The organism is Aquitalea sp. ASV15 (assembly GCF_016429115.1).
GTDB classification, from domain to species: Bacteria; Pseudomonadota; Gammaproteobacteria; order Burkholderiales; family Chromobacteriaceae; genus Aquitalea; species Aquitalea magnusonii.
Genome location: NZ_JAELTZ010000039.1, coordinates 13,138 through 37,334, shown reverse-complemented (window position 1 = coordinate 37,334; position 24,197 = coordinate 13,138). Strand labels below are relative to the sequence as shown.

20 protein-coding genes and 1 tRNA gene are annotated in these 24,197 nt (G+C 61.6%); 9 read left to right on the top strand and 12 right to left on the bottom strand.

Annotated features, from left to right (window positions below; genetic code table 11):
* The 5 genes from JHD64_RS15805 to JHD64_RS15785 all read right to left on the bottom strand — a co-directional run.
* The coding region (locus JHD64_RS15805; protein WP_233170533.1) for an amidohydrolase family protein at positions 1–319 on the bottom strand (319 nt) is incomplete at its 3' end.
* Between the two features lie 54 nt (positions 320–373).
* Positions 374–1,669: a gallate dioxygenase gene (locus tag JHD64_RS15800; RefSeq protein WP_199054080.1), complete on the bottom strand. Its 1,296-nt coding sequence runs from the start codon at positions 1,667–1,669 to the stop codon at positions 374–376.
* An 80-nt stretch (positions 1,670–1,749) separates the two neighbouring features.
* Positions 1,750–3,075, bottom strand: a complete 1,326-nt coding sequence (locus tag JHD64_RS15795) for an aromatic acid/H+ symport family MFS transporter (RefSeq protein ID WP_199054072.1) — start codon at positions 3,073–3,075, stop codon at positions 1,750–1,752.
* Positions 3,076–3,179: 104 nt separating this feature from the next.
* On the bottom strand, positions 3,180–4,265 hold the full coding sequence (locus JHD64_RS15790) for a 4-oxalomesaconate tautomerase (protein ID WP_199054070.1): 1,086 nt from the start codon (positions 4,263–4,265) through the stop codon (positions 3,180–3,182).
* A gap of 154 nt (positions 4,266–4,419) precedes the next feature.
* Positions 4,420–5,334: a LysR family transcriptional regulator gene (locus tag JHD64_RS15785; RefSeq protein WP_059284327.1), complete on the bottom strand. Its 915-nt coding sequence runs from the start codon at positions 5,332–5,334 to the stop codon at positions 4,420–4,422.
* 201 nt (positions 5,335–5,535) lie between these two features.
* On the opposite strand from JHD64_RS15785, the gene JHD64_RS15780 reads away from it, so the two are divergent.
* Positions 5,536–6,840, top strand: a complete 1,305-nt coding sequence (locus JHD64_RS15780; protein WP_199054067.1) for a LysR family transcriptional regulator — start codon at positions 5,536–5,538, stop codon at positions 6,838–6,840.
* Between the two features lie 184 nt (positions 6,841–7,024).
* On the opposite strand, the gene JHD64_RS15775 is transcribed toward JHD64_RS15780, so the two are convergent.
* Positions 7,025–7,825, bottom strand: coding sequence for an acyl-CoA thioesterase II (locus JHD64_RS15775; protein ID WP_199054066.1), 801 nt, complete (start codon positions 7,823–7,825; stop codon positions 7,025–7,027).
* Positions 7,826–7,876: 51 nt separating this feature from the next.
* On the opposite strand from JHD64_RS15775, the gene JHD64_RS15770 reads away from it, so the two are divergent.
* The gene (locus JHD64_RS15770; protein ID WP_199054065.1) at positions 7,877–8,917 is read left to right on the top strand and encodes a GlxA family transcriptional regulator; all 1,041 of its coding nucleotides are present in this window, start codon (positions 7,877–7,879) and stop codon (positions 8,915–8,917) included.
* A 100-nt stretch (positions 8,918–9,017) separates the two neighbouring features.
* On the opposite strand, the gene JHD64_RS15765 is transcribed toward JHD64_RS15770, so the two are convergent.
* The gene (locus JHD64_RS15765; protein WP_199054064.1) at positions 9,018–9,524 is read right to left on the bottom strand and encodes an SRPBCC domain-containing protein; all 507 of its coding nucleotides are present in this window, start codon (positions 9,522–9,524) and stop codon (positions 9,018–9,020) included.
* A 113-nt stretch (positions 9,525–9,637) separates the two neighbouring features.
* On the opposite strand from JHD64_RS15765, the gene JHD64_RS15760 reads away from it, so the two are divergent.
* A complete protein-coding gene (locus JHD64_RS15760) occupies positions 9,638–10,555 on the top strand; it encodes a LysR family transcriptional regulator (protein ID WP_199054063.1) in 918 nt (305 codons plus the stop codon).
* A 70-nt stretch (positions 10,556–10,625) separates the two neighbouring features.
* Here the strand turns inward: JHD64_RS15760 and JHD64_RS15755 are convergent, their stop codons facing one another.
* Together JHD64_RS15755 and JHD64_RS15750 are read right to left on the bottom strand one after the other, a co-directional pair.
* Positions 10,626–11,840 (bottom strand): MFS transporter, encoded by a 1,215-nt coding sequence (locus JHD64_RS15755; RefSeq protein ID WP_199054062.1) that lies wholly within the window; start codon positions 11,838–11,840, stop codon positions 10,626–10,628.
* A gap of 200 nt (positions 11,841–12,040) precedes the next feature.
* Positions 12,041–13,150 (bottom strand): alpha/beta hydrolase, encoded by a 1,110-nt coding sequence (locus JHD64_RS15750; RefSeq protein ID WP_199054061.1) that lies wholly within the window; start codon positions 13,148–13,150, stop codon positions 12,041–12,043.
* Between JHD64_RS15750 and JHD64_RS15745 the strand changes: the two genes are divergently transcribed.
* On the top strand, positions 13,149–14,384 hold the full coding sequence (locus tag JHD64_RS15745; RefSeq protein ID WP_199054060.1) for an AraC family transcriptional regulator: 1,236 nt from the start codon (positions 13,149–13,151) through the stop codon (positions 14,382–14,384). The two genes, JHD64_RS15750 and JHD64_RS15745, sit on opposite strands and share 2 nt — an antisense overlap.
* A 120-nt stretch (positions 14,385–14,504) precedes the next feature.
* Here the strand turns inward: JHD64_RS15745 and JHD64_RS15740 are convergent, their stop codons facing one another.
* Complete coding sequence (locus tag JHD64_RS15740) at positions 14,505–14,990, bottom strand: Lrp/AsnC family transcriptional regulator (RefSeq protein ID WP_199054059.1); 486 nt, start codon at positions 14,988–14,990, stop codon at positions 14,505–14,507.
* A gap of 135 nt (positions 14,991–15,125) precedes the next feature.
* Between JHD64_RS15740 and JHD64_RS15735 the strand changes: the two genes are divergently transcribed.
* A complete protein-coding gene (locus JHD64_RS15735; RefSeq protein ID WP_199054057.1) occupies positions 15,126–16,166 on the top strand; it encodes a zinc-dependent alcohol dehydrogenase family protein in 1,041 nt (346 codons plus the stop codon).
* Between the two features lie 337 nt (positions 16,167–16,503).
* Here JHD64_RS15735 and JHD64_RS15730 read toward each other — a convergent pair.
* Positions 16,504–16,594 (bottom strand) — tRNA-Ser (locus JHD64_RS15730).
* A gap of 203 nt (positions 16,595–16,797) precedes the next feature.
* Between JHD64_RS15730 and JHD64_RS15725 the strand changes: the two genes are divergently transcribed.
* The 4 genes from JHD64_RS15725 to JHD64_RS15710 all read left to right on the top strand — a co-directional run bounded on the left by JHD64_RS15725 (position 16,798) and on the right by JHD64_RS15710 (position 23,438).
* Positions 16,798–17,322, top strand: a complete 525-nt coding sequence (locus JHD64_RS15725) for a GNAT family N-acetyltransferase (RefSeq protein ID WP_199054055.1) — start codon at positions 16,798–16,800, stop codon at positions 17,320–17,322.
* Between the two features lie 285 nt (positions 17,323–17,607).
* Positions 17,608–20,805 carry an efflux RND transporter permease subunit gene (locus tag JHD64_RS15720; RefSeq protein WP_199054053.1) on the top strand — a complete coding sequence of 1,066 codons (3,198 nt, stop codon included), beginning with the start codon at positions 17,608–17,610 and terminating at the stop codon, positions 20,803–20,805.
* A 9-nt stretch (positions 20,806–20,814) separates the two neighbouring features.
* Positions 20,815–21,987 carry an efflux RND transporter periplasmic adaptor subunit gene (locus tag JHD64_RS15715; protein ID WP_110313773.1) on the top strand — a complete coding sequence of 391 codons (1,173 nt, stop codon included), beginning with the start codon at positions 20,815–20,817 and terminating at the stop codon, positions 21,985–21,987.
* 5 nt (positions 21,988–21,992) lie between these two features.
* Positions 21,993–23,438 (top strand): efflux transporter outer membrane subunit, encoded by a 1,446-nt coding sequence (locus tag JHD64_RS15710; RefSeq protein WP_199054051.1) that lies wholly within the window; start codon positions 21,993–21,995, stop codon positions 23,436–23,438.
* A 75-nt stretch (positions 23,439–23,513) separates the two neighbouring features.
* Here JHD64_RS15710 and JHD64_RS15705 read toward each other — a convergent pair whose 3' ends face one another.
* Positions 23,514–24,170 (bottom strand): hypothetical protein, encoded by a 657-nt coding sequence (locus JHD64_RS15705; RefSeq protein ID WP_199054048.1) that lies wholly within the window; start codon positions 24,168–24,170, stop codon positions 23,514–23,516.
* Positions 24,171–24,197 lie beyond the last annotated feature (27 nt).

Below are 24,197 nucleotides of genomic sequence, written 5' to 3'. Positions count from 1 at the left end.
AGTTGTCGGGGAACAGCTGGCTGACGCGATAGCACAGCTCATTACAGATGGCCGCCCAGGTGGAGGAGGTGTTGAAGTCGCCGATATGGTGGGCCATGAAGCTGGCGCGCGGGCTGAAGATGGTGAGGTCGGAGCCGCGCTGTTTCATCAGGCGCAGCTGGTTACTTTCGATGGTGTCGCGCAGCTCGTCGTCGGAGATGTTCAGCTCGGACGGCTTGGGGCCCAGTTCCGGGGTGGCGAGGTTGTCGATCTGGCGTTTGCGCCAGTCTTCAAGTGCCTTGGGGGCGGTGGTGTAGTGACCGTGGATGTCGATGATCATGGTGTGATTCCTTGTTGTCTTGCCGCCGCCCAGCGGACAGCGGCTATGCAATGCTCAGCCCTGTTTGTTCTGGTCCCAGGCCAGTGCGCCAGCGTCCTTGCCGGTAACCGAATACAGCGCGCCCGGCGCATTGCGGGTGGCCTGGAACTGCTCCAGCGTCTGGCCACGCATGGCGGCGTAAATGTGCAGATTGGACACGCCAACCACCGCACCCAGTTTTTCCAGGCCAAAGAAAATCACGCCGTAGCGGATCAGCGCATCCCAGTCGCGCCGCTGCAGCATGTCGGCCTCTTCAGCTGTCAGCCCGGCCTTGGCATAGGCTGTCTGCGGGTCGTTCAGGAACAGCTCGCGATGCGCCGGATCAATCATGTCGCGCAGGAACTTGTTCAGCCTGTAGGTGCGCAGGCTGGCTGCCAAGGTAAACGGGTGGGTGCCGCTAAGCTTCTCCGCCCCGGCCAGTTCCCGCTCCATGGCGTGACGCAGGTCGGCCGTGCGCGGCTTGGGCAGCGGCAGGCTGGCGTTTTCGTAAATGGCGGTGGCAATGCCGGTCATGGACGGCAGGTAGTAAGTCTGGTGGATTTTCTTTACCTGTGAGGACAGCGCACCGCGCATGATCAGCCACATGATGACTTCCGCCCCTTCCATGCCGCCCAGCTCGGCGTAATCGGCCAGTGTCAGCCGGGTGAGTGCCTGCGGGTCTTTTTCGAACAGCTCCAGGAACTGCAAATCCCATTCCGGATTATTGAAGCCGCAGCGCGCGCCATGCACCTGGTGCGACAGGCCGCCGGTGGCGACGATGGCTACTTTCAGGTCTTCCGGATAGCTTTCGATGGCATCGCGCAAAGCCTTGCCCAGCTTGTAACAGCGCGCGGCGGACGGCACCGGGAACTGCAACACCCCCACGGCCAGCGGCACGATGGGTAGGTCCCAGTCGCTATTGCCGTTGTTGAGCATGGACAGCGGCGACAGGCAGCCGTGATCCAGCTTCTTGTCCTGGAAGAAGGACATGTCAAACTCGGCCGCCATCAGGCTGTGGCCAATATGGCGCGACAGCGCGGCATGGCCGGCAACCGGCGGCAGATTGCGTGCGCCACCGCCCTCGTCCGCCACTTCGTAACGCTGATCAATGCCCAGGGTGAAGGCGGAATAGTGGTCGAAGAAGAAAGACGTGACATGGTCGTTGTAAATCATGAACAGCACATCCGGCTTTTTCTCCGCCAGCCAGGCTTTGACTGGTGCAAAAGCCTCGAAGATGGGTGCCCATACCGGGTCGTCCTGCTTGTTGCGATCCACCGCGAAACCGATGGTGGGAGTATGGGAACAGGCGATGCCGCCAATGATGGTTGCCATATCAGGTCTGCCTTCTTGCGTATGTCAGATACCGGCGCTACCCGCTGTAGCGCCGCTTGCATGCTATGAAAAATCGGAAATCAGGCTTGCGTGCGGGCTTGCAGGCTGCCCCCCAGAATGGACGCAGCGGCAATCACCGCCGGCACCGCCAGCATCAGGAAAATGGCTTCGAAGCCCCAGCCCAGGCTAAGCAGCACGCCGCCAATGGACGAACCCAGGATGCTGCCCAGACGGCCCACCCCCAGCATCCAGCTCACGCCGGTAGCGCGCGCCATGGTGGGATAGCAGCCCGGCGCATAGGCGTTCAGCCCGGTTTGTGCGCCACTCAGGCAGAAGCCGGTGGCGAGGATGGCCAGCACGATCCAGGCCGAATTCAGCCCGCTGCTGCCCAGCACCACCAGCGCCACGCCACCCAGCAGGTAGGAGGCGCTGATCACGCGGCTGGGCTTGATGCGGTCCATGGCAAAGCCCACCGCGATGGCCCCCACGGTGCCACCCAGCTGGAACATGGCGGTCAGGGTGGAGGCACGGTCAATCGAGATACCCGCGTCTTTCATCATGGTGGGCAGCCAGCTGGTGGTGAGGTAGATCACCAAGAGGCCCATGAAGTAAGTCAGCCACAGGCTGAAGGTTTTCAGCGCATAGCCTTGCGAGAACAACACACCCAGCGGCTGTTTGGCGCTGACCGCTGCTTCTTGCGACACGAATACCTTGTAGCTGTCCAGACTCACCTGACACACACGGGAGAGCAGCGGACGCACGCGCTCGGCCGGGGCCCCCTTGCCCACCAGATAGCGGGCAGATTCCGGCAGCAGGAAAAACATGAAGGGCAGCAGAATCAGCGGCATCAGGCCGCCAAAGGTCAGCACCGCCTGCCAGCCATAGCGCGGTGTCAGCCAGGCGGCAGCAAAGCCGATGGCCGCCGAACCCAGGTTGAAACCGGTAAACATGGTGGCAATCACCGAGGAGCGGATGCGTTCCGGAATGTATTCCGAGATCAGCGTGGTGGTATTGGGCATGGCCGCACCCAGCGCCAGGCCAGTGATGAAACGCAGTGTCGCCATGGACTGCGGCGAGCTGGCATGCGCGGTGGCCAGGGTGGCCAGGCCAAAACCCAGTACCGAAGCCAGCAAGACCTTGCGCCGGCCGAACCAGTCCGCGGAAGAACCGGCCAGCAAGGCCCCCACCGCCAGGCCGATGGGCGCAGCACCCATCACCACACCAAAGGCCGGACGCGAGATATGCCACTCACCCAGAATGCTGGGGGCGACAAAGCCCATGATGGCCACATCCATGCCATCCACGGCCACAATCAAAAAGCACAACACCACCAGCCCCCATTGAAAGGCTGACATCTTGCGCGCGTTGATAAACGCGCGCACATCCAGTACTTCTGCCTGATTCATGAATCTCTCCTCTTGTTGCGTTATTGCATTGTTGTAGTACAGCGAGCGTTGGGCGCGGATCGGGCCGCGTCCTGTGGTTTTTTATCTATTGGTGCAAACGGCACTCAGGCCGGGTAAGGCAGCAGCACCTGGCCGCGGAACAAGGGCCGGGCAGTGCGGATCAGCGCCACCGCCGGCGCGGCATCCGCTTGCGGTGTCAGGCGGATGGTGAATTCACCAGTCGGGTGCTCCACCGAAATGGCCGCTGTGGCGCCATCCACGACAGCCAGAGCACCGGCAACGGTGGCCGGGTCGGCACAGGCGGTAGCCACGGAGGCGGCACCCAGCACGCCGATGGCGTCATGGCATTTTTTCGGAATGAAGGTACGGGTATGAATGGCCCCGCCATTAATCGGCGCGGCAATCAGCGTCATCTTGGGCACCACCCGCTCGCTGACATCGCCCAGGCCCATGCGCGGACCAATGGCCAGACGGATGGCTTCCAGCTCGCGCTTGAAGCTGTCGTTGGCGTCCAGCTCGGCCGGGCTTTCGTAACCGGTGATACCCAGGTCGGCAGCACGCAGCAGCACCACCGGCATACCGTTGTCGATGCAGCTGACCGCCACGCCGCCCACCACGTCCTGCGCCTGGCCGGTGGGATAGAGCGCGCCGCAGGAGGAACCGGCCACATCGGCAAAGCGCAGCTCGATGGCGGCTGCGCTGCCGGGAACGCCGCTGATGCGGGTAGTTCCCTGGTAGCTCACCTTGCCGCCCGGTGTGGGCAGCACGGCTTCGCACAGGGATTTGGTGTTCACCATGTGAATGCGCACGCGGGTTTCACCGTCGGTACAGGGCAGCAGGCCCTCTTCCAGTGCAAACGGGGCCACCGCGGCCAGGATGTTGCCGCAGGTGGGGGCGTAGTCGATGCGCTGGGCAGCAATGACCAATTGGCCGAACAGATAGTCGATATCGGCATCGTCACGGCTGGAGCGGGAGATGATGGCGATTTTGGTGGTCAGCGGATGTCCGCCGCCAATGCCGTCGATCTGACGGGCATCCGCACCATCCAGGGCCGCCAGCAACAGGCGGTCGCGTGCGGCGGGGTCGGTGGGCAGGTCGGCGGCGTGAAAGAAGGCCGCCTTGGAGGTGCCACCACGCATCCACACGCAGGGCAGTGCCTGCAAACCACTGTATCGGGACTTTGTTTCCATGTTTCTCCTCCGCCTGGACCGTGATGGTCATCGTGTTGTGACAACACTATATGCGGAGGAATCGTCGGCAACTTTGCCCCTTCGTGACCGTGCATTCTCATTTTGTGAGCATGACAGCTCAGGGTCTGTCCGGCGCAGGCGCGGGCACAGGGAATCAGGAAAGCAAGGTATCACCGCGGTTGATGTGGTGGGCAGCACGGTGCAAATGGGTGAGCAGATGGCGCACCACCGGCGCCAGCGCCAGCTCCTGGCGCACGATGGCCCCCACTTGCAGCGGCAGGCCAGGCTCGCGCAGATCAATGGGCGAGACATAGCTGGCCAGCCAGGACTGGCGGGCAATCTGCCGTGGCAACAGAGCCACGTAGTCGCCAGTGGACACCAGCGACAACAAGGCCAGCGTGGAATTGACCAGCGCGCCTTGTTGTGGCGCTTCCAGACCATTGCGCTCGAATAGCGCACGGGCGTAACCGGCGCGATGGGCGGTACCGGTATACACCCAGGGTGCGTGTTGCAAATCCTGCAAGCAGCGGGCTTCCAGCCAGCGGCTGCCCTGGCGTGCGGCCGGAATCATCTCGGTGTGCAGCAAGGGTTCGACATAAAACTCCCCGGCGGCCAGGTCGTCCGGAATGCCGCCGACGGTGATGTCCACCTCGCCGGTACGCAGCTTTTGCAATTGCGCCACATACAGCTCCTCGCTGATGCGCAGCTGGATGTGCGGAAACTCCCGCACAAAGGTGCGCATGGCTTCCGGAATCAGCAGCATCACCGCCAGCGGTACCGCGCCGATATGCAGCTTGCCCACCATATGGCCACCAATCTGGCTGATTTCATCGGCAGCGGCTTCCAGCTCGTGGCGGGCCCGCACCGCCCGCTCATACAACACCCGCCCTTGCGCGGTGGGCAATACCCCGCGCGAGGAACGCAGCAGCAAGGGGGCGGCCAGTTCCAGTTCCAGCTCGCGAATCATCCGGGTCAGCGCCGGTTGCGAACAGCCGACACGGCGCGCCGCCGCCCGCAGGCTGCCCTCTTCCACCGCGGCAATCAGCGCGGCCAGTGTTGCCAGTTTCATTCCGTCCTCCTGCGGCAGGTGCTGCCGACTTGCCATTCCAGCGATCAGGAAAGCTGATCACTGACACGGTTTTGACATCTGCAATGAATAGCACCTTAGCCGCAGAATGTGCGGCAAAGCAAAAAAACATGCCGGTCTGTCACGGGTGCGCCAAGCCAACGCCCGGCGGTCACGGCCATTGCATCATTGGAGGAGAGACTCATGCCCCACCCTGCCGCCTGTGCGGACCGGGATGATGTGCTGCGCTATCTGCGCGTGTTTCTGTCGGTGGCCCACACCGGCAGCGTCACCCGTTCGTCCGAACAGATATTCAAGGCCGCTTCGGCCATCACCCGTGCGCTGACCCAGCTGGAAGAACTGCTGGGTGTGGAGCTATTCGAACGCCGCCCGCGCGGCATGTTGCTCAATGCCTATGGCGAAGCCGTGCATTTACGGGCGCGGCGCATTCAGGCGGAAATCCGCCAGGCGGCTGCCACCTTGTGTACCGGTCAGAACATCAGGAAAGATCCGGATGTCCTGACCCAATTGCTGCTATCCGGTAGCAAATTGCGCGTTTTTGTCAGTCTGGCCAACCATGGCCAGCTTGCGGCCTGCGGCCATCAGCTGGGCATGAGCAAGTCCGGCGTCAGCATGTCGCTGGCGCGACTGGAAGAATCGGTGGGCCAGCCGCTATTCCAGCGCACTGCGCAGGGACTGTTGGTCAGCGAAGCTGCCGAACCATTGCTGCTGCACGCAAAACGTGTGTTTGCCGAAGTGCGCCACATGCAGGCAGAGCTGATGGCGCTGCAGGGCAGCGTCGAGGGCAGCATCACGGTGGGGGCCTTGCCATTGGGCCGGACACGCTTGCTGCCGCTGGCGATCGTGCATCTTTTGCAAAAATACCCCCGGATACAAATCAAGACGCGGGAAAGCGCTTACGAAGAGCTGGCACGCGACCTGGGCTGTGGCGACATCGATTTCATCTTTGGCGCACTGCGACCGCAGGAGGAAAACCGCCAGTTGATCAGCGAACCCTTGTTTGTCGATCAGGTACGCATCTTCTGCCGCGCCAATCACCCGCTGACCCGCACGCCGGGCCGCATCCCGCTCGCCCTCCTGCAACAGGCCAGCTGGATCCTGCCCAGACAGGACTCTCCCGCACGGCGCGCCCTGGTCAGGTCGTTCACCCGCCACGGACTCAGCGCCCCGCAGCCTTCGGTTGAAAGCGGCGATCTGGCTGTCGTGCGCAATCTGCTGATTCATAGCGATCTGCTGACAGCCTGCTCGCCGCATCAATTACGTTATGAAATGGAAAAAGGAGATATTGTCGAACTGAATGTCGAGCTGGGAGAGGCCGAACGGAGCATAGGCATCATCCAGCGTTCCGGCTGCCATCCGCCTCCCGCCATGCAGGCCTTGCTGGAGGAGTTACGCAAGATATGCGCCAACGACCTGCTGCCATGCAGTCCTCTGCCAGATATCGCTACAGCGCGCGGGGCAGCGCTGTGGCACGACCGTGCCGCCTAGCCACCTGGTAACCTGCATCTCCCCGGCATGACTGGACGCCTCCCCTGAAGAGCAGCGTCCAGCTCAAGCCGGAGCGTTGCCATGATCAGGATGCCGGCAAAAAACAGTGGCGCAAGCTGCTGGCAATGCCTTGCCGCGCCCCCAGGCAACAAGGCTGGGACCCCTCAACAATCAGCGACCTGACTCAGCCGAACACCGTCACCACCTGCCGCGACAAGACGACCAACTCGCCATCCGGCCCGTATAGATGGGCATCCTGGTTGCAATAGCCATCACGCGCCGCCAGCAGGGTGGCATCCATATGCCACCAATCCTCCGCATCAAGAGGAGGCTGATGGCGGACAAACTCCAGCGACCAGCTCAGGGTGCTGGCGGGAGTCGGCCCTGGCAGCAGCGACAAGGCCACCGGAGGAATGGCATCGGCCATGGCCACGATATGGGCTTCGTCCAGCACACCCGCATCGCGCTGACGGAGCCGGATGCGGTTGAAAGGCGCCTTGCCGCCACTGAACGGCAGGGCGCCGGCCAGCCAGCGGTAGCCATAGTGCTGGGTAAATGCCGGGGTGATGCCCGGCATATAGGGGAGTTCGCCGGCGGGTTCAGCCGCCACGCCGACAGGGCGTGCAGGTGGACTCAGCTGCACTGCCGAATCACGCGCCTGGCCAAAGGCCGCAACAAAGATGGCAGCGGTCTGTTCCCCATCCAGCAGGCGCGCACTCAGCTGCACTGCGGTTTTACCCTGCCGCAGCAAGCTCACTTCGATCAGCATGTGACCCGGCGCAATGGGTGCCACAAAAGTACTGTGCAGCGACCACAAAGGCGGCAGTGTCGGCAGCCATTGACGCATGGCACGCACGGCCAGCATGGCTTGCACACCACCAAACAAGGTACGGCCCTGCGCCCAGTCATCACTGGCTTGGCAGGCAAAGCGTGCCGCAGTGGCATCAGCACTCAGCAGGGTGGGAATCATTTCATCGATATGCATGCTGTTTCTCTGTGTGGCCGGGGCCAAGCCCGTTTGCCATGCAGTGTAGCCATGGCCAATCCGCCGGCACAGTGGCAATATCGACAATATTCAGGTCATTATCGCCAGCCCATGCACCAGATCAGCGTTCTGCTTTCCCCACACTGCTATGCCGGCAGCGTCACCGGCTTCATCGACATCCTGCTGTTTGCCAATCAACTGGCCGAGCGCAAGGGGCAGGCAGCGCTATTTGGCTGGACCCTGTGCAGCCAGGCAAGCGAGCCGGTACAGAGTGCATCGGGCATCCTGCTGCATGCGCAGGGCGACTGGCAGCTGGCAGGCTGCGCGGACACCATCATCGTGCCACCGCTTGCCTATAGCTCGCTCAAGCAGTTCCAGGCGCGGCTCGCCAGCGAAACCGTGCTGCAGCAGCAACTGTCCGCATGGCATGCGGCAGGCAAACAGCTGCTTTCATTCTGTACCGGCATCCCGCTGCTGGCGGAAAGCGGAGTGTTGAATGAACGTCCAGCTACGATCAGTTGGTGGCTCACCACCTGGTTTCGCAACCGCTATCCACGGGTAGGGCTACAGCCCTATGCCACCATGACGACAAGCCCCGGCCTGCTGTGCGGCGGCGCAAGCACCTCTTATATAGAGTTGGCCTTGCATCTGGTCCGGCAATACGGTGGGCAGGAATACGCGCTGGCCTGCTCGCGCCTGCTGCTGACCGGACCACAGCATGGCAGCCAGGCACCCTATATGACGATGCAGAGTTTTGCCGGGCATGATGATGCGCTGGTGCTGCGTTGTCAGTACTGGTTGCAGGACAATATGGCCGCCCCCTTTGATCTCGCAACGCTGGCCGCGCACGCCCGCAGCAGTAGCCGTACCGTGATCCGGCGCTTCAACCAGGTACTGGGCGTATCACCGCTGCGCTATTTGCAGCAGTTGCGACTGCATGCCGCCCGGCGCTGGCTGGAAGGCAGCAACTTGCCGCTGGAGCAGATCATCCAGCAGCTGGGCTATAGCGATAGCGCGAGCTTTCGCCGGCTGTTCCAGCGCGAACTGCATTGCACGCCGGCAGCCTACCGCAAACAGTTCCAGCCCACCTGAACAAGCATGGCCTGCAACTGGCGCCGGATGGTCTACAGGGGGCTGGCTCGGCAAGGGCGATGGAGGCCACAGGCCATGGCAGTGGCCTCCATGCGCTGTTTTATCCCTGCCGCGCGGCCGCCACCATGCCGTCCAGCCAGTCCTGATGGCCGTTGATCATGGGATTGGGCTTGGTTTGTGCCAATGCCTGCGCCGGTTTGCCCAGTTGGGTTTCCTGGGTCAGGATGCGCACCCGCCCGGCCGACAGTTCTTCAATCAGCCAGGCGTGATGCACGTCCAGCCTGTCTTCCGCCGTGCTGCCGGCCCAGCCATGCCAGGCAATGCGCGCCGCTTGCCCCGGAACGGGAGCGACATGCTCCACCACTTGCGCCTCCACCGGAAAGCCGAAGGTTTCAAAGTAAAAACGGTCGCCCATGGCCAGCTCTGGCCCCTTGCCATCGTAAAAACGGGTATTGGCCGAATTGGCATAGTAGCTGGGCCACAGCTGCGGGGTGTTGAGCAGGGTCCACAACCGGTCGATGCTCACGCCGGTGACAATCACTTCATTGGAGCAGTAATTGTCGGTAAAACCAGGCACATAGCCAGCGGGCCAGATAATGTCACTCATGATGTTTTCCTTGCGGCAGTTAACAGTAAGAAAGTCTGCTGCTACTGTACGCACCCCACATCAATGAATAAATGGCGCTAAAATCACATTATTTGTTACACCAGAGAACAAAAATGCCAGTATTCGATGCCACCCAGATCAGCACCATCGCCCTGTTTTGCAAAGCGGCGGAGCTGCGCAGCTTTTCCGCTGCCGCAGAAGCGCTGGGGCTGACACCGGCTTCGGTCAGCCGCGCCATCAAACGGCTGGAAGAACGGCTGGGGGTGCGCCTGTTTGCACGCACCACGCGCACCATGCGGCTGACCCACGAAGGCGAGCTGTACTGGCAGGAGTGCCGTCAGGCACTGGAGCAGATTGCCGAGGCCGAACGCGCCATTACCGGCCAGCAGAAAGTACCCAGCGGCTTGCTGCGCATCAGCGTTGGCACCCTGTACGCCAATTACCGCCTGCTGCCCTTGCTGGAAGCATTCACCAGCGCCTATCCGCAGATCGAACTGGAGCTGAGCCTATCCAACCAGGTGGCGGACATTGTGGAAGAAGGTTACGACCTGGCCATCCGCATCGGCACGCCGCAGGATTCCCGCCTGGTGGTGCAGAAGCTGGAAGACGCCACGCTGGGCATTTTTGCCACACCCGGCTATCTCGCCCGGCGCGGCGTGCCGCGGCAGATGGATGAGCTGGCCGGGCATGACTGTCTGCAATTCATCCTCCCCAGCACCGGCCGCGCCATGCCATGGCTGCTGACGCTACCGGATGGCCAGCCGCTGGACTATCAGTTCCATAGTCGCCTGCGCCTGCTGGACGATGCCCAGGGCTGCATCAGCTGGGGGCTGGCTGGAGGCGGACTGTTCCAGACCTACCATTTCATCGCTGCGCCCGCGCTGGCACGCGGCGAGCTGGTGGAGGTGATGCAGGACCACGGCGGCCGGGCACGGCAGTTCTCCGTCACCTATCCGCAAAACCGTCATCTTTCCGCCCGGGTAAGGGCCTTTGTCGATTTCCTGCTGACACGGCTGCGCCATTCGGAGTGATGATATTTCCTGGCAATATCAAGTTGTCGTGCGCTCTCCAGCCGCAGCAGTTGCTAGGCCAGGCCATGGATCAGCCGGCCGAACGCGCTGGCGCACGATAAGCCAAAAACGTCAGGCCGGCACTCAGCCATAACAAAATGGCACTGGTCATCCAAGTGATCTGATAGCCGCCATGATCCAGCATCAGCCCGCCCAAGGTAGAGCCGGCGGCAATGGCAAACTGGATGACCGCCACCATCAGGCCACCGCCCTGCTCGGCATCATTCGGCATGGCTTGTGCAAGCCAGCTCCACCAGCCCACCGGGGTCGCGGTTGCCATCAGCCCCCACAGGCAAAGCAACACGGTCACCGCAGCAAGCCAGGAGCCAAGCGGAATCAAAGCGATCGCAATGGCTGACATCAATACGGGGATGGCAATCAGTGGCGGGTACAAACCCCGCTTGAGCAGCCCGCTGATCATCAGCGTGCCAAGGAAGCCCGCCACCCCCATCGCCAATAGCAAGACGGAAAGGGTGGGCGCGCTGACCTGCGTCACCACCTCAAGGAAAGGGCGCAGATAGGTAAACAGCGTGAACTGGCCCATGAAGAAGGCCGCGCATCCGGCCATGCCATAGCCAAGCCTGCGGCTTTTGAGCAGGTTGAATACCTTGCTGGAGCTTGAGCGGCTTGCTACCGCCGGCATGGATGGCAAGGCCAGCCATTGCCAGACCAAGGCAATCATGGCAACAGGCAGCAGTGACCAGAAGGCGGTGCGCCAGCCGATGGTGGCCCCCAGCAAGCTGCCCAGCGGGGCGGCAAGCACGGTGGCCAGGGCATTGCCACCATTAAAGATCGCCAGGGCTTTTGATACTTGATCGGCTGGCACCAGCCGCATTGCCATGGCAGCAGACATTGACCAGAAGCCGCCAATCACCACCCCGATCAGTGCACGGCCGAACATGAAGGTCAGGTAAGTCTGCCCCAGCCCGACAACTGCACCCGAGATGCCCATCAGCAAGGTCAGAATCAGTAGTAGCGTCTTGCGATTCATGCCTTTGCTCAGGGAGGCAATGGAGAGGCTGGTCAGTACCGCCAGCACACCGGAGATCGAGATGCCCTGGCCAACCATCCCTTCGCTGACATGCAGTGCACCCGCGATGGGGGTCAGCAGACTGACCGGCATGAATTCCGAGGAAACCAGTACAAATACACACAGCGATATGGCAAAGACGCCACTCCAGCATGCAGTTTGTTTTTTCGTGCCGCTGGCAATGGCTGCCGGCGTAGCAGAGGTGGTGACGGTCATGCAGATATTCGCTATTTCGATGGTTTACGGCCGGCCCGCGCTGATTCATAGCCGCAGGCAGAACCAGCCGGCTACCGTTACCGGTGCTGCCAAGCTGAGCACGGGTCGCTTTGGCTGTGGCTGTTGCTCAGGGCAGCAAGAGCCTGGCCGGCAATGGAGGGGGTCCATCCGGCCAGGCGCTGCATCAGGGTGTGGAGTGCTCAAACCAGGTGCTGGGTAAAAAAGGCGGTGAGCTTGTCGAAAGGAATCACCTCGGTGCGGTCGTACAAATCCGTGTGGACCGCGCCTGGAATGATCATCAGTTCCTTCGGTTGCGCTGCAGCCGCATAGGCGGTTTCGCTGAAGTAGCGCGAGTGCGCCTTTTCGCCATGGATGAACAGGACCGGACGCGGTGAGATTTCCGCGATATAGCTCAGAATCGGCATGTTCATGAAAGACAGGGGTGTGGTCTGCGTCCAGGCATTGCCGGAGTTCACCGCACGCGGATGATAGCCACGCGGTGTCATGTAGTAATCGTGATAGTCAAGCACAAACTGCGGCTCACCACCGTGCACTGCCTGATTGTAAGGAGGCTGGTAAGCCGGCGCGCCCTGCTCGGCATCTTTCCAGCGTTGCAGACTCAGCTGTGTCAGCGTTTGCGTACGCTGGGCAGGCGTCACACTGTCGTTGTAGCCTTTGGACATCACGCGCGTCATATCGTACATGGTGCTGGCCACGACAGCCTTGACCCGTTTATCCACGGCGGCGGCATTCAAGGCCATGCCACCCCAGCCACAAATGCCGATGATGCCGATGTGTTCCCGGTCGACATTGGGCAGCAGGCCAAGAAAGTCCACTGCAGCACTGAAATCCTCGGTACTGATATCCGGGGAAGCGACATTGCGCGGCTCACCGCCGCTTTCCCCGGTATAGGACGGATCAAATGCCAGGGTGATGAAGCCGCGTTCGGCCATGGTTTGGGCATACAGACCGGAAGACTGCTCCTTTACCGCACCAAAGGGGCCACCTACTGCCAGTGCGGCCTGTTTGCCACGGGCATGCCGCGGTTGGTACAAGTCCGCCACCAGGGTGATCCCATAGCGGTTCTTGAAGCTGACCTTCTGGTGCTCCACCTGATTACTTTTGGCGAATGTCTTGTCCCATTTGTCGCTGAGCGTGATTGGCGACTGGGCCAAGGCTGGGCCGGTGCCAACCATCCCGACACCCAGGGCGGCGATGCTGCTACCGGTCAACTTCAGTAAATCGCGGCGCACCACATTGGGCGTATCCGGTTCAGTGACTGCATGACTGGTTTCATGGTGCGTATTCATGGTGTTTTCTCCAGATGTGCCGGTTATCAGCCGGCCAGCTTTACATTCAGGTTTGCTTGACATGACGGTGACAGCAGGTCGCTGGCGATGCCCGCCAGGTGAGGACTGCTCACCTGCCCGCTTTGCTTGGATGTATTTTCTGGGTGTCATCTGGATTTTCGATAGCAGGATCCTGCCTGTTCTTTGCCTGATCCTGCGGCACGGCCTGGCACGATGCGACACGCGGACCCGCTGCGACGTATCATGCATCGGTGAAAAATTTCGGGAGATGCCGATGCCTGCTGGAAATCAGCGCAAGCACAATCCATACGGCCCGCTCCATGCCATGCATGCAGGCTTGGCTGAAACAATCGGCAGATGGATAGACAGCGAAGGCGACTGCGCGACAGCCATCGGGAGCCTGCAGTTATTCCGGCGAGACGCACCCAGTGACGCCTGCGCCTGCATGGTCGAATCCAGTGTCGTGTTTGTGGTGCAGGGCGCCAAGCAATTGCTGGTTGGCGAGCAAGCGTTTGCCTACAACACCGAACGCTTCTTGCTCAACTCGCTTGATGTTCCAGCGCGCTCGCAAGTTCTCGAGGCGAGTCCGCAGCACCCCTGCCTGGGCCTGGTATTCAAGCTGAATATGGGTGTCATGGCAGAAATCATTGCGCAAAACAGCTTGCCGCCTCCTCGTGAGTGTGTGCAGGAGAGCAGCACGACCTTGGGTAGCATGACACCCGTTTTGCTGGAGTCATTTACCCGCCTGCTTGGCCTGCTGGATGAGCCCGAGGCCATTGCCGTGCTCGCACCGCTGATCGAGCGGGAGATTCACTACCGCTTGCTCACCAGCGACCTGGCCGCACGCCTTTGGCAAATCACATCCGTGGGCAGTCATAGCCACCGCATAGCCAGGGCCGTCCACTGGTTGAGAAGGCATTACGCCCAGCCCATGAGCATTGAAGAACTGGCCGCCCATGTACAAATGAGTGCATCAACGCTGCATCACCATTTCCGCTTGCTCACGGCAATGAGTCCCCTGCAGTACCAGAAATGGTTGCGCCTGAATGAGGCCAGACGCCTGATGCTGAATGAAGGTCTGGACGCCTCCACCGCCGCCTTCCAGGTAGGCTATGAAAGTCCTTCCCAATTCAGCCGGGAATACCGCCGTCTCTTTGGTGTGCCGCCCAGGCGTGACATCGAGGGAATGCGCGACAAGGCGCAGCCTTCCCGTGCAACAATATTCCCCAACTAACTGCTTGTTGCCTGACTGATGGCTGTCCTCAGCCGATGATCAGCCTTGCGATGCTTGGCTCGCCTGCAAATGTCAGCAAGAGCCTTTCAGACATCAGTAGCTTGCAAAGGGCGTCAGCATTCAAACATGGCCTGGATCGATATCCGTTACAGGCAGCTTGTTCATCACCTTGATCTCCCTGAGGGAAATATTGCTGCGGATGCTGAATACACCCGGCAGTTTGCGCAGTACTTTCTCGACAAAGCGGCTGTAGTCATCCAGATCACGCGCGACCACCTGCAACAGGAAGTCGGCTTCGCCGGTGGTGTTATGGCAAGCCAGAATCTGCGGGCAGGCCTGGATGATGCGTTCGAACGCCGCGGTAGCCTCTTCGCTATGCTGGGTACAGACTATCTGCACAAATGCCATGACGCCAATGCCTAGCTTGCGCCGGTTCAATACCGCTTTGTAACCCTCGATGACACCCAGCTCCTCCAAGCGCTTCTGGCGTCGCCAGCAGGAGGCTTCGCTCATGGCAAATTGCTCGGCCAGCTTGGCGTTGGACAGGCGGCCATCCTGTTGCAGCTTGTCGGCGATGGCGAGGTCGACTTTGTCCAGTTCGGTCATTTTGAATAAAGCTTTCATTGCTCACTAGATAAATGAAATGCTATTTCAGATTCACGCTTATTCCAATGGTAATCTGACAGGTAATTTCTCCGGAAACGTTCACAATAAATGAACCATTTCACCGAGGAGTACTGCATGAAAGCTATTGTTTACGAATCGTTTTCGGCCCCGCCACAACTGACTACCGTGCCGGACCCGACACCGGATAACAGCGGTGTGGTCATCCAGGTGATGGCAACCGGCGTGTGCCGCAGTGACTGGCATGGCTGGGTTGGCCACGACCCGGACATCCACCTGCCGCATGTACCCGGCCATGAGTTTTCCGGCGTGGTGACGGCGGTTGGCAAGCAGGTAGAAAAATGGAAGATTGGCGATCGGGTCACGGTGCCGTTTGTGGCTGGCTGTGGCCATTGCCCGGAGTGTCATTCGGGCAATCATCAGGTGTGCGACCACCAGTTCCAGCCCGGTTTCACCCACTGGGGTTCGTTTGCCGAGTATGTGTCCATCCATCAGGCGGACATCAACCTGGTGGCCTTGCCGGAGTCGCTGGATTTCACCACGGCCGCCAGCCTGGGCTGCCGTTTTGTGACATCGTTCCGCGCGGTGGTGGATCAGGGTAAAACCTCGGCCGGGCAGTGGGTGGCGGTGCATGGCTGCGGTGGCGTTGGCCTGTCTGCCATCATGATTGCCCATGCCATCGGGGCGAATGTGATTGCCATTGATATTGCGGACGACAAGCTGGAACTGGCGCGCAAGCTGGGGGCGGTGGCTACGGTGAATGCCAGCAAGGAGCCGGATGTGATTGAAGCGGTGATGGACATCAGCCGCGGTGGTGCGCATGTATCACTGGATGCGCTGGGCCATCCGGTCACCTGTTTCAACTCGATCAGCAATCTGCGCAAACGCGGCAAGCACGTGCAGGTGGGCCTGATGCTGGGCGAGCACAGCACCCCGGCCATTCCGATGAGCAAGGTGATTGCGCACGAGCTGGAAATCCTGGGCAGCCACGGCATGCAGGCTCACCGTTACGATGCCATGTTGGCCATGATGGCCGCGGGCAAACTGGCACCGGAAAAGCTGATTGGCCGCACCATCAGCCTTGAACAGTCGATTGATGTGCTGATGAATATGGATAAATTTGAGGTAACAGGGGTGACCGTAGTCACCGAGTTCTGACATGTTTCCACGGCTGACATGAAAGCATGCCGTCACTTCCGGTCAAGCATCATGGGCCATGGCAGCATTTCACCAAGAAAGCATGCATGGCACATGCTGGCCTCCTGCTGATTGCCAGGAAGAAGCAGCATTACCCCCATAGAGCATCTTGAATCGGCCCAGCCTTTGTAGCCATTCGCCGATGGCAGTTGAGCAGCACAAAGCTGTCGCTCAATCCTCTTTCCCAGAAGGCGGCTTGGACAGAACTCCCGCAAAATTACAGTTACGTCAACGAACACACTTTCCTGTGCCTGGATCGAACGCAAAAAAGCCCGCAAAAGCGGGCTTTTTTTGAATCTGGCGGAGAGGGGGGGATTCGAACCCCCGTTAGGGTATTACCCTAAACACGCTTTCCAGGCGTGCGACTTAAACCACTCATCCACCTCTCCAGATGGCTGCTGCAGTGCTGCAACAGAGATGGCGATAATACAGGTACTGTGTGCTTTTGGCAAGATCCCAACAAAAAAACTGCAGACCCGGCCAGGCGCTGCGGTCCTTGCTGCGCTGCTGAGCGGCATAGTGCCGGAATTGATCGCAGCGTGCAGCGCATGCAGTAAACTGGCCTACTCCTTGTCCGGATGCAAACTTCATCATGTTACCCATTCTTACTTCCCGCTTGCGGCTGCGCGAATTCACCCTGCAGGATGCACCGCTGGTGCTGGCCCTGCTGACCGACCCGGATTTCATCCGCAATGTGACGGATCGAGGCGTGCATACGCTGGAAGATGCCGGCAACTACATCAGCCGTGGTCCGCTAGCGAGCTATGCACAGCACGGCATCGGGCTGTGGTGCATGGAGCGGCTGGAGGATGGCCAGCCTGTCGGCATGTGCGGGCTGATCCGGCGCGAGGGGCTGGCTGATGTCGATGTGGGCTATACCCTGCTGCCGGCATGGCGTGGGCTGGGTTATGCCAGCGAGGCTGCAGCGGCCTGCGTGCAGTATGGTTTGCAGCAACTGCGGCTGCCGCGGGTAGTGGCCTATATCAATGCCGACAATCAGGCATCGGCGCGCGTATTGCAAAAGGCTGGGCTGCATGGCTGCGGACCTTTCGATTTCCCTGGCAGCAGCGCGCCCACCCTGTTATTCCGCAGCGATGCGGCCATGGCACAGTCATAGCGGCCAGCGCTGACGATTTCCTGCAATATTTAGCAACAATTGGCATGATTGTCGGACACTCGGCGGTAACCGGCATGGGCTATTATCGCAACAGGCCGGGCAGTCCGGGGGAGAAGCCGCAGGCTCCGCGTTGCGGCAGCTTGTCTGGTTTGCGGCTCTCCGGCCATGTTCAGCCTAGCCCGGCCGCAGCACGCGGCAAGGCCGTGCCTACAGACTTTTTTCCATCTTGATGTGCGCCAACCGGCTCGATTTGCCGGTAGTTTGCATGGAAGGCAACACTACCCGATGTGGATCGTCGAAACTGCATTACGCAGGCCCTACACCTTTATCGTGATGGCGATTGCCATCCTGCTGGCCACCGCATTGGCGCTGTTTCGCACGCCGGTGGATGTATTGCCGGAAATCGACATTCCGGTGATCAGTGTCATCTGGGGCTATAACGGCCTGGCACCGCAGCAGATGGCGGACCGCATCACCCAGTCCCACGAGCGCATTCTCACCACCACGGTGAACGACATCGAGCATATCGAGTCGCAGTCGCTCAACGGTATTGCGGTGATCAAGATCTTCTTCCAGCCCAATGTGAATATCCAGACGGCGATTGCCCAGGTGGTGTCGGTCTCGCAGGCGGTGGTACGCCAGATGCCACCCGGCACCACGGCACCGCTGGTGATCAAGTACACCGCATCCAGCGTGCCGGTGATACAGCTGGGGATGTCGAGCAAGGAATTGTCCGAACAGGATGTGTTCGATGCCGCGGTCAACACCCTGCGTCCGCAGCTGGTGACCATTCCCGGCGTGGCCATCCCCTACCCTTATGGTGGCAAGGTGCGGCTGCTATCGGTCGATCTGGACATGGCGGCCATTACCGCCAAGGGCATGACACCAGCCAGCGTGGTGAATGCCATCAGCAGCCAGAACCTGATCCTGCCATCCGGCACCGCCAAGATTGGCGACACCGAATACAATATCGGCCTGAATGGCTCGCCCACCACCATAGCCGGGCTGAACAACCTGCCGGTGCGCAGCAGCAATGGCGCCATCACCTATCTGGGCGAGGTGGCGCATGTGCGCGACGGCTTCTCGCCGCAAACCAATATCGTGCGCCAGAATGGCCAGCGCGGGCTGCTGCTGTCGGTGTACAAGAACGGCGGCGCCTCCACCCTCAGCGTGGTGGACAATCTGAAAAGCCTGCTGCCCATGGTGACGCCCTTGCTGCCCAAGGGCATTGAGGTGTCGCTGCTGGCCGACCAGTCGGTATTCGTGAAAACCGCGGTGGAGGGGGTGGTGCATGAGGCGCTGATTGCCGCCGTGCTCACCGCCATCATGCTGCTGCTGTTCCTGGGCAACTGGCGCACTACCTCCATCATTGCCGTGTCGATTCCGCTGTCGATTTTTTCTTCCATCATTCTGCTGCATGCCGTTGGCGAAACCATCAATGTGATGACGCTGGGCGGGCTGGCGCTGGCGGTGGGCATTCTGGTGGACGATGCCACCGTCACCATCGAAAACATCGAACGCCACCTGCACATGGGTTCGGACCTGCACACCGCCATTCTGGAAGGTGCGGGGGAGATTGCCATTCCGGCCTTTGTCTCCACCCTGTGCATCTGCATCGTGTTCGTGCCGATGTTCTTTCTGGAGGGCGTGGCGCGTTACCTGTTCGTGCCGCTGGCCGAGGCGGTGGTGTTTGCCATGCTGGCCTCCTATGTGCTGTCGCGTACCCTGGTGCCCACGCTGGCGCTGCTGCTGATGGGCCACCAGGGTCGCAGCGGCCGGTTCACGCAGTGGATTCACCATGTGCACACCCGCTTCAACCATCACTTTGAAAAACTGCGCACGGTGTATGTGCTGCTGCTCAGCCATCTGCTGACTCATCGCCGGCGCTTCATGGCGGCCTTTCTCGGCTTCTGCCTGCTGTCCTGCGGCCTGTACCTGCTGCTGGGGCGCGACCTGTTCCCCACCGTGGACACCGGCCAGATCAAGCTGCACATGCGCGCGCCCACCGGCACCCGCATCGAGAATACCGCCAGGCTGGCCGATGGCGTGGACCATGCCCTGCGCGAGATCATTCCGCCGGCCGAGCTGGACACCATCATCGACAATATCGGCCTGCCCTATTCCGGTATCAATCTGTCCTACAGCAACTCCGGCACCATCGGCACGCTGGATGCGGACATCCTGATTTCGCTGAAGCCCGGTCACCGCCCCAGCGCGGATTACATCGACAAGATTCCGCCGCTGCTGGCCAAGCGTTTCCCCGGCGTGGAGTTTTTCTTCCAGCCTGCCGACATCGTCACCCAGATTCTCAATTTCGGCACGCCATCCGCCATCGATGTGCAGATTTACGGCAAGAACATGGCGGAAAACCATGCTTTCGCCGTCAAGCTGGCCGACCGCATCAAGGGCGTGAATGGCGCGGTGGACGTGCATGTCCACCAGCGGCTGGATGCGCCCTCGCTGCAGCTGGAAATGAACCGCTCGCGTTTGCAGAACATGGGCATCAGCGCCAGCGATGTGGCACAGAACCTGCTGCTGCCCTTGTCCGGCAGCCAGCAGACCCAGCCCACCTTCTGGCTGAATCCGGCCAATAGCGTGGTGTACAACATGCAGGCGCAAACCCCGCAATACCGCATCAACACCCTGGACGACCTGATGGGCCTGCCGGTGAATGCGGCAGGCAATAACGGCAGCAGCCCGCAGCAACTGGGCAATCTGGTCAAGGTCAGCCCCGGCCGTGGGGCCGCCATCGTCACCCGCTACAACATCCAGCCGGCAGTGGATATTTATGCCAATGTGCGCGGGCGCGATCTGGGCTCGGCCGCCAGCGATATCCAGCAACTCATCAAGCAGGCGCAGGCCAGTCTGCCCAAGGGCAGCAAGATCAGCATGCGCGGCCAGGTGGAAACCATGCAGTCGTCCTATACCGGCCTGGGTGTGGGCATTCTGGGCGCCATCGTGCTGGTCTACCTGCTGATCGTGGTGAATTTCCAGTCCTGGCTGGACCCCTTCATCATCATCTCCGCCCTGCCGGCGGCGCTGGCCGGCATTGCCTGGATGCTGATCCTGACCGGCACCAATCTGAGCGTACCGGCGCTGACCGGCGCCATCATGACCATGGGGGTGTCCACCGCCAACAGCATTCTGGTGGTGGCGTTTGCCCGCCAGCGCCTGCATGAAGGGCTGCCACCGCTGTCGGCAGCGCTGGAGGCCGGGGCCACCCGTCTGCGTCCGGTGCTGATGACGGCACTGGCCATGATCATCGGCATGATTCCCATGGCCATCGGCATTGGCGATGGCTCGGAGCAGAACGCCCCGCTGGGCCGCGCCGTCATCGGCGGCCTGCTGTTTGCCACCGTGTCCACCCTGGTCTTCGTCCCGGTGGTGTTTGCCAGCTTCCACAGCTGGCTGGCCCAGCGCAAGCCGCAACAAGATGCGGCAGACGGCAACGATCACCCTCCCCACCAACCGGCCCAAGCCTAGGACTTCACCATGACAGAACAGCGCCATGCCTCTCAGGGCGTGCCGGCGTTTCACCAGAACACCGTCGCATCGCTCAACGGCCGCGACAAGGTAGCGCGCCGCGCCCGTACCGTTACCATCATCATCCTGCTGCTGTTGCTGGCCGGCCTCGCCCGCACGCTGCTGGCGCGCCAGGCCGCCGCCGACACGCTGGCACAGGCAGCCAGCCAGAGCGCCATCCAGCAGGTGCGGGTGGTCACGCCACAGCCCAACCGGCATGATGACAAGCTCACCCTGCCCTCCACCCTGCAAGGGCTGACCGAGGCGCAAATCTATGCCCGTACCAGCGGCTATGTGAAACAGTGGTTCAAGGATATTGGCCAACCGGTCAGGAAGGGCGAACTGCTGGCCGTGCTGGACATTCCCGACATCAACAAACAGGTAGACGAAGCGGCAGCCAACCACGAACTGGCGCGCACTGCCTTTGAACGCTGGAGTCGCCTGCGGGCGCAGGATGCGGTATCGCAACAGGAATACGAAGAAAAGTCCGCCGCCTACCAGCAAACCGCTGCCGTATTGAAGCGCCTGCGCGACCAGCAGGATTTCGGCAAGGTGCTTGCCCCGTTTGACGGCATCGTCACCAAGCGCAATGTCGACAACGGCAGCCTGATCAATGCCGGCAATGGCGGCAGCGCCCAGGCGCTGTTTGCCATTGCCCAGGTCGACCAGCTGCATCTGTATGCCTATGTGCCGCAGGACAGGGCCAGCCAGATCCGTGTCGGCGATACGGTGGAGGTCAAACCCAGCGACAGCGGCGAGGCTGCCGTGAAAGGGCGGATAGCCCGCACGGCCGGCGCCATCGACCCGGCCACCCGCACGCTGCAGGTGGAAATCGTGCTGCCCAATACCGGGCACAAACTGCTGCCCGGCCTGTATGTGGAAGCACGCTTCAATCTGCCGGGAAAGCCCAGCCTGACCTTGCCGGCCAACACCCTGCTGTTCGGCCCGGCCGGCAGCCAGGTGGCCACGGTGGACGCCAAGGGCAGGGTCAAGCTGCAAAAAGTGGCACTGGGCACCGATTACGGCAAGGAGGTGGAAATCAAATCCGGCCTCACCGGCAAGGAGCACGTCATCATCAATCCGGCCGATGCCATCAGCGATGGGCAGCCGGTCAATATCGTGGCCAGCGGCAAGGGCGGGTAAACAGCATGCGCGCACCCTCCCCCCTGACCGCCGGCCTGCTGACCAGCCTGAGCCTGTTGCTGGCAGCCTGCTCGGCCATCGGCCCGGACTACCAGCGCCCGGCCCAGCCTGACCTGCCCACGCAGTGGAAAGACCAGGGCACATGGCAGGCCGCCCGCCCGGCCGACCAACTGCCCAAGCAGGCCTGGTGGCAGCAGTTTGGCGATGCCACGCTCAACCGGCTGGAGCAAGACTGCATCGCCCACAATGCCACGCTGGCGCAGGCACTGGCCCGGCTGCAACAGGCACAGGCCCAGGCCGGCCTGCACGCGGCCGCCACCCTGCCCAGCGTGGGCGTGGGCATGAGCGCCAGCCGCAGCCGCATATCGGCCGACCGCCCGCTGTCCAACTACAACTCGCCCAATAGCAGCACCATCCAGAACGATTACAAGCCTACCCTGAGTGTCAGCTATGAATTCGACTGGCTGGGCCGGGTGCGCCGCGATGTGGAAAGCGCCAGCGCCAGTGCCGAACAAAGCCGGGCCGACAGCGAAAACGTGCGCCTGCTACTGACCGCCCAACTGGCCAGTGCCTATTTCCAGCTACGCCAGCTGGATGAGGAAAGCACCCTGCTGCGGCAATCGATCAGCCTGCAAGAAAAAGTGCTGCAACTGACGCGGGTGCGCCATCAGGAGGGCCTGGACAATGCCAGCGCCCTGGCCGCCCAGCAAGCCGCCCTGCAAGCCGCCCAGGCGCAGCTCAGCCTGCTGGGCAACCAGCGCCGCCAGCAGGAAGACCTGCTGGCCACCCTGAGCGGCCAGCCTGCCGCCGCCTTCAGCCTGTCGCAGGGCAGCCTGCCCGCGCAGCTGCCCGCCATTGGCGGCGGGCTGCCGGCGCAATTGCTGGAACGACGGCCGGACATTGCCGCCGCCGAACGCGCCATGGCCGCTGCCAATGCCCAGATCGGCGTGGCCAAGGCCGCCTGGTTTCCACAACTCAACCTGAATCCGGGCTATGTCGGCTATGAATCAAACCGCCTGGGCAATCTGGTATCCGCCCCGGCACTGATCTGGTCGCTGGGCTTGCAGGCCAGCCAGATGCTGTTTGACAACGGCAAGACACAGGCCGCGGTCCGCTACGCCGAGGCCGGCTACCAGGCCACTACCGCCAGCTATCGCCAGACCGTGCTGCAAGCCATCCAGGAAAGCCAGGACGCCCTGTCCACCCTGCATGGCCTGAGCGAGGCCAACGCCAGCCAGCAACAGGCCGTGGACAGCCAGCGCAAGGCGTATGAGCTCTCGCTGCTGCGTTATCGCGAAGGGCTGGACAATGCCCTGACCCTGGCCATCAACCAGCAAAACCTGCTGGCAGCGCAGCGTCTGCAATCACAGCTGCGCGGCAGCCAGTTTGTCTGGAGTGTGAGTTTGCTCAAGGCACTGGGTGGCGATTGGCAGGCCACGGCAGCCAACTGAAGCCGCCAGCCGCCAAGGCAGCAAAAAACCCCGCAAACCATGGCGGGGTTTTTCTTTTACCGAGCCAGCACAGCCTCAGCCCTGCACGCGCAAGTCCTGCAAGCCGTCTGCTGCCGGCACATCGACATAGCGGACCAGGCCCGGCAAATCATCCGGCAGCGCCTGTTCGGCCGGTGCGCCTTCCAGCAGGGCCAGCACCGGCTGCAACACCACGCGGCGCAGCAGGCCTTCGTCGGTGCTCAGGGCATCCAGTCGCAGGCTGTAGGTCCACTCGTCGCCAAACGGCGATTCGTCATCCTCCCAGCGCAGCAGGCGACCGGCCTGATTCAGCCAAGGCTGCCAGCCGGTGGCGGGGAAACCGACGTAGGCGTCGTAATCGAAGCTGAATTCGCAGGTCCAGTGCGCAAGGTGCAGCACCGGCCCCAGCGGCTCGCCCTGGCCGCTTGCGCCAACCCGCGGCACACCGTCGCCCGCCAGGCTGATCTGGAAGTTCAGGAAGGCCACGATGGTGTCCTTGCGCTTTTTCTTTTGCAGCAGCGGCAGGCTGCAGCACAGTGCCTGGCGCGACTCGCCGCGCTTTTGCTGTTCGGTCAGCGGCTTGCCCACGGTGCACAGCCCGCTGGCCGGCAAGGCTTGCTGCAAGAGTTCAATCAGCGCCTGTTCCAGTTGCTTGGCGTGGCGCCAGGCGTGCTCTGCTTCCCGTGCGGAGGCATCGGCCTGTGTGTTCTGCATCTTGTCATTCCAGTCTGTTCGGCATGA

Coding starts and splice junctions, on each gene's coding strand:
- JHD64_RS15715 (WP_110313773.1), top strand. CDS start 20,815: ATGACAGAACAGCGCCATGCCTCTCAGGGCGTGCCGGCGTTTCACCAG.
- JHD64_RS15760 (WP_199054063.1), top strand. CDS start 9,638: ATGCCAGTATTCGATGCCACCCAGATCAGCACCATCGCCCTGTTTTGC.
- JHD64_RS15740 (WP_199054059.1), bottom strand. CDS start 14,990: ATGACCGAACTGGACAAAGTCGACCTCGCCATCGCCGACAAGCTGCAA.
- JHD64_RS15750 (WP_199054061.1), bottom strand. CDS start 13,150: ATGAATACGCACCATGAAACCAGTCATGCAGTCACTGAACCGGATACG.
- JHD64_RS15755 (WP_199054062.1), bottom strand. CDS start 11,840: ATGACCGTCACCACCTCTGCTACGCCGGCAGCCATTGCCAGCGGCACG.
- JHD64_RS15735 (WP_199054057.1), top strand. CDS start 15,126: ATGAAAGCTATTGTTTACGAATCGTTTTCGGCCCCGCCACAACTGACT.
- JHD64_RS15720 (WP_199054053.1), top strand. CDS start 17,608: ATGTGGATCGTCGAAACTGCATTACGCAGGCCCTACACCTTTATCGTG.
- JHD64_RS15785 (WP_059284327.1), bottom strand. CDS start 5,334: ATGAAACTGGCAACACTGGCCGCGCTGATTGCCGCGGTGGAAGAGGGC.
- JHD64_RS15725 (WP_199054055.1), top strand. CDS start 16,798: ATGTTACCCATTCTTACTTCCCGCTTGCGGCTGCGCGAATTCACCCTG.
- JHD64_RS15745 (WP_199054060.1), top strand. CDS start 13,149: ATGGTGTTTTCTCCAGATGTGCCGGTTATCAGCCGGCCAGCTTTACAT.
- JHD64_RS15790 (WP_199054070.1), bottom strand. CDS start 4,265: ATGGAAACAAAGTCCCGATACAGTGGTTTGCAGGCACTGCCCTGCGTG.
- JHD64_RS15710 (WP_199054051.1), top strand. CDS start 21,993: ATGCGCGCACCCTCCCCCCTGACCGCCGGCCTGCTGACCAGCCTGAGC.
- JHD64_RS15780 (WP_199054067.1), top strand. CDS start 5,536: ATGCCCCACCCTGCCGCCTGTGCGGACCGGGATGATGTGCTGCGCTAT.
- JHD64_RS15800 (WP_199054080.1), bottom strand. CDS start 1,669: ATGGCAACCATCATTGGCGGCATCGCCTGTTCCCATACTCCCACCATC.
- JHD64_RS15705 (WP_199054048.1), bottom strand. CDS start 24,170: ATGCAGAACACACAGGCCGATGCCTCCGCACGGGAAGCAGAGCACGCC.
- JHD64_RS15770 (WP_199054065.1), top strand. CDS start 7,877: ATGGCCAATCCGCCGGCACAGTGGCAATATCGACAATATTCAGGTCAT.
- JHD64_RS15795 (WP_199054072.1), bottom strand. CDS start 3,075: ATGAATCAGGCAGAAGTACTGGATGTGCGCGCGTTTATCAACGCGCGC.
- JHD64_RS15765 (WP_199054064.1), bottom strand. CDS start 9,524: ATGAGTGACATTATCTGGCCCGCTGGCTATGTGCCTGGTTTTACCGAC.
- JHD64_RS15775 (WP_199054066.1), bottom strand. CDS start 7,825: ATGCATATCGATGAAATGATTCCCACCCTGCTGAGTGCTGATGCCACT.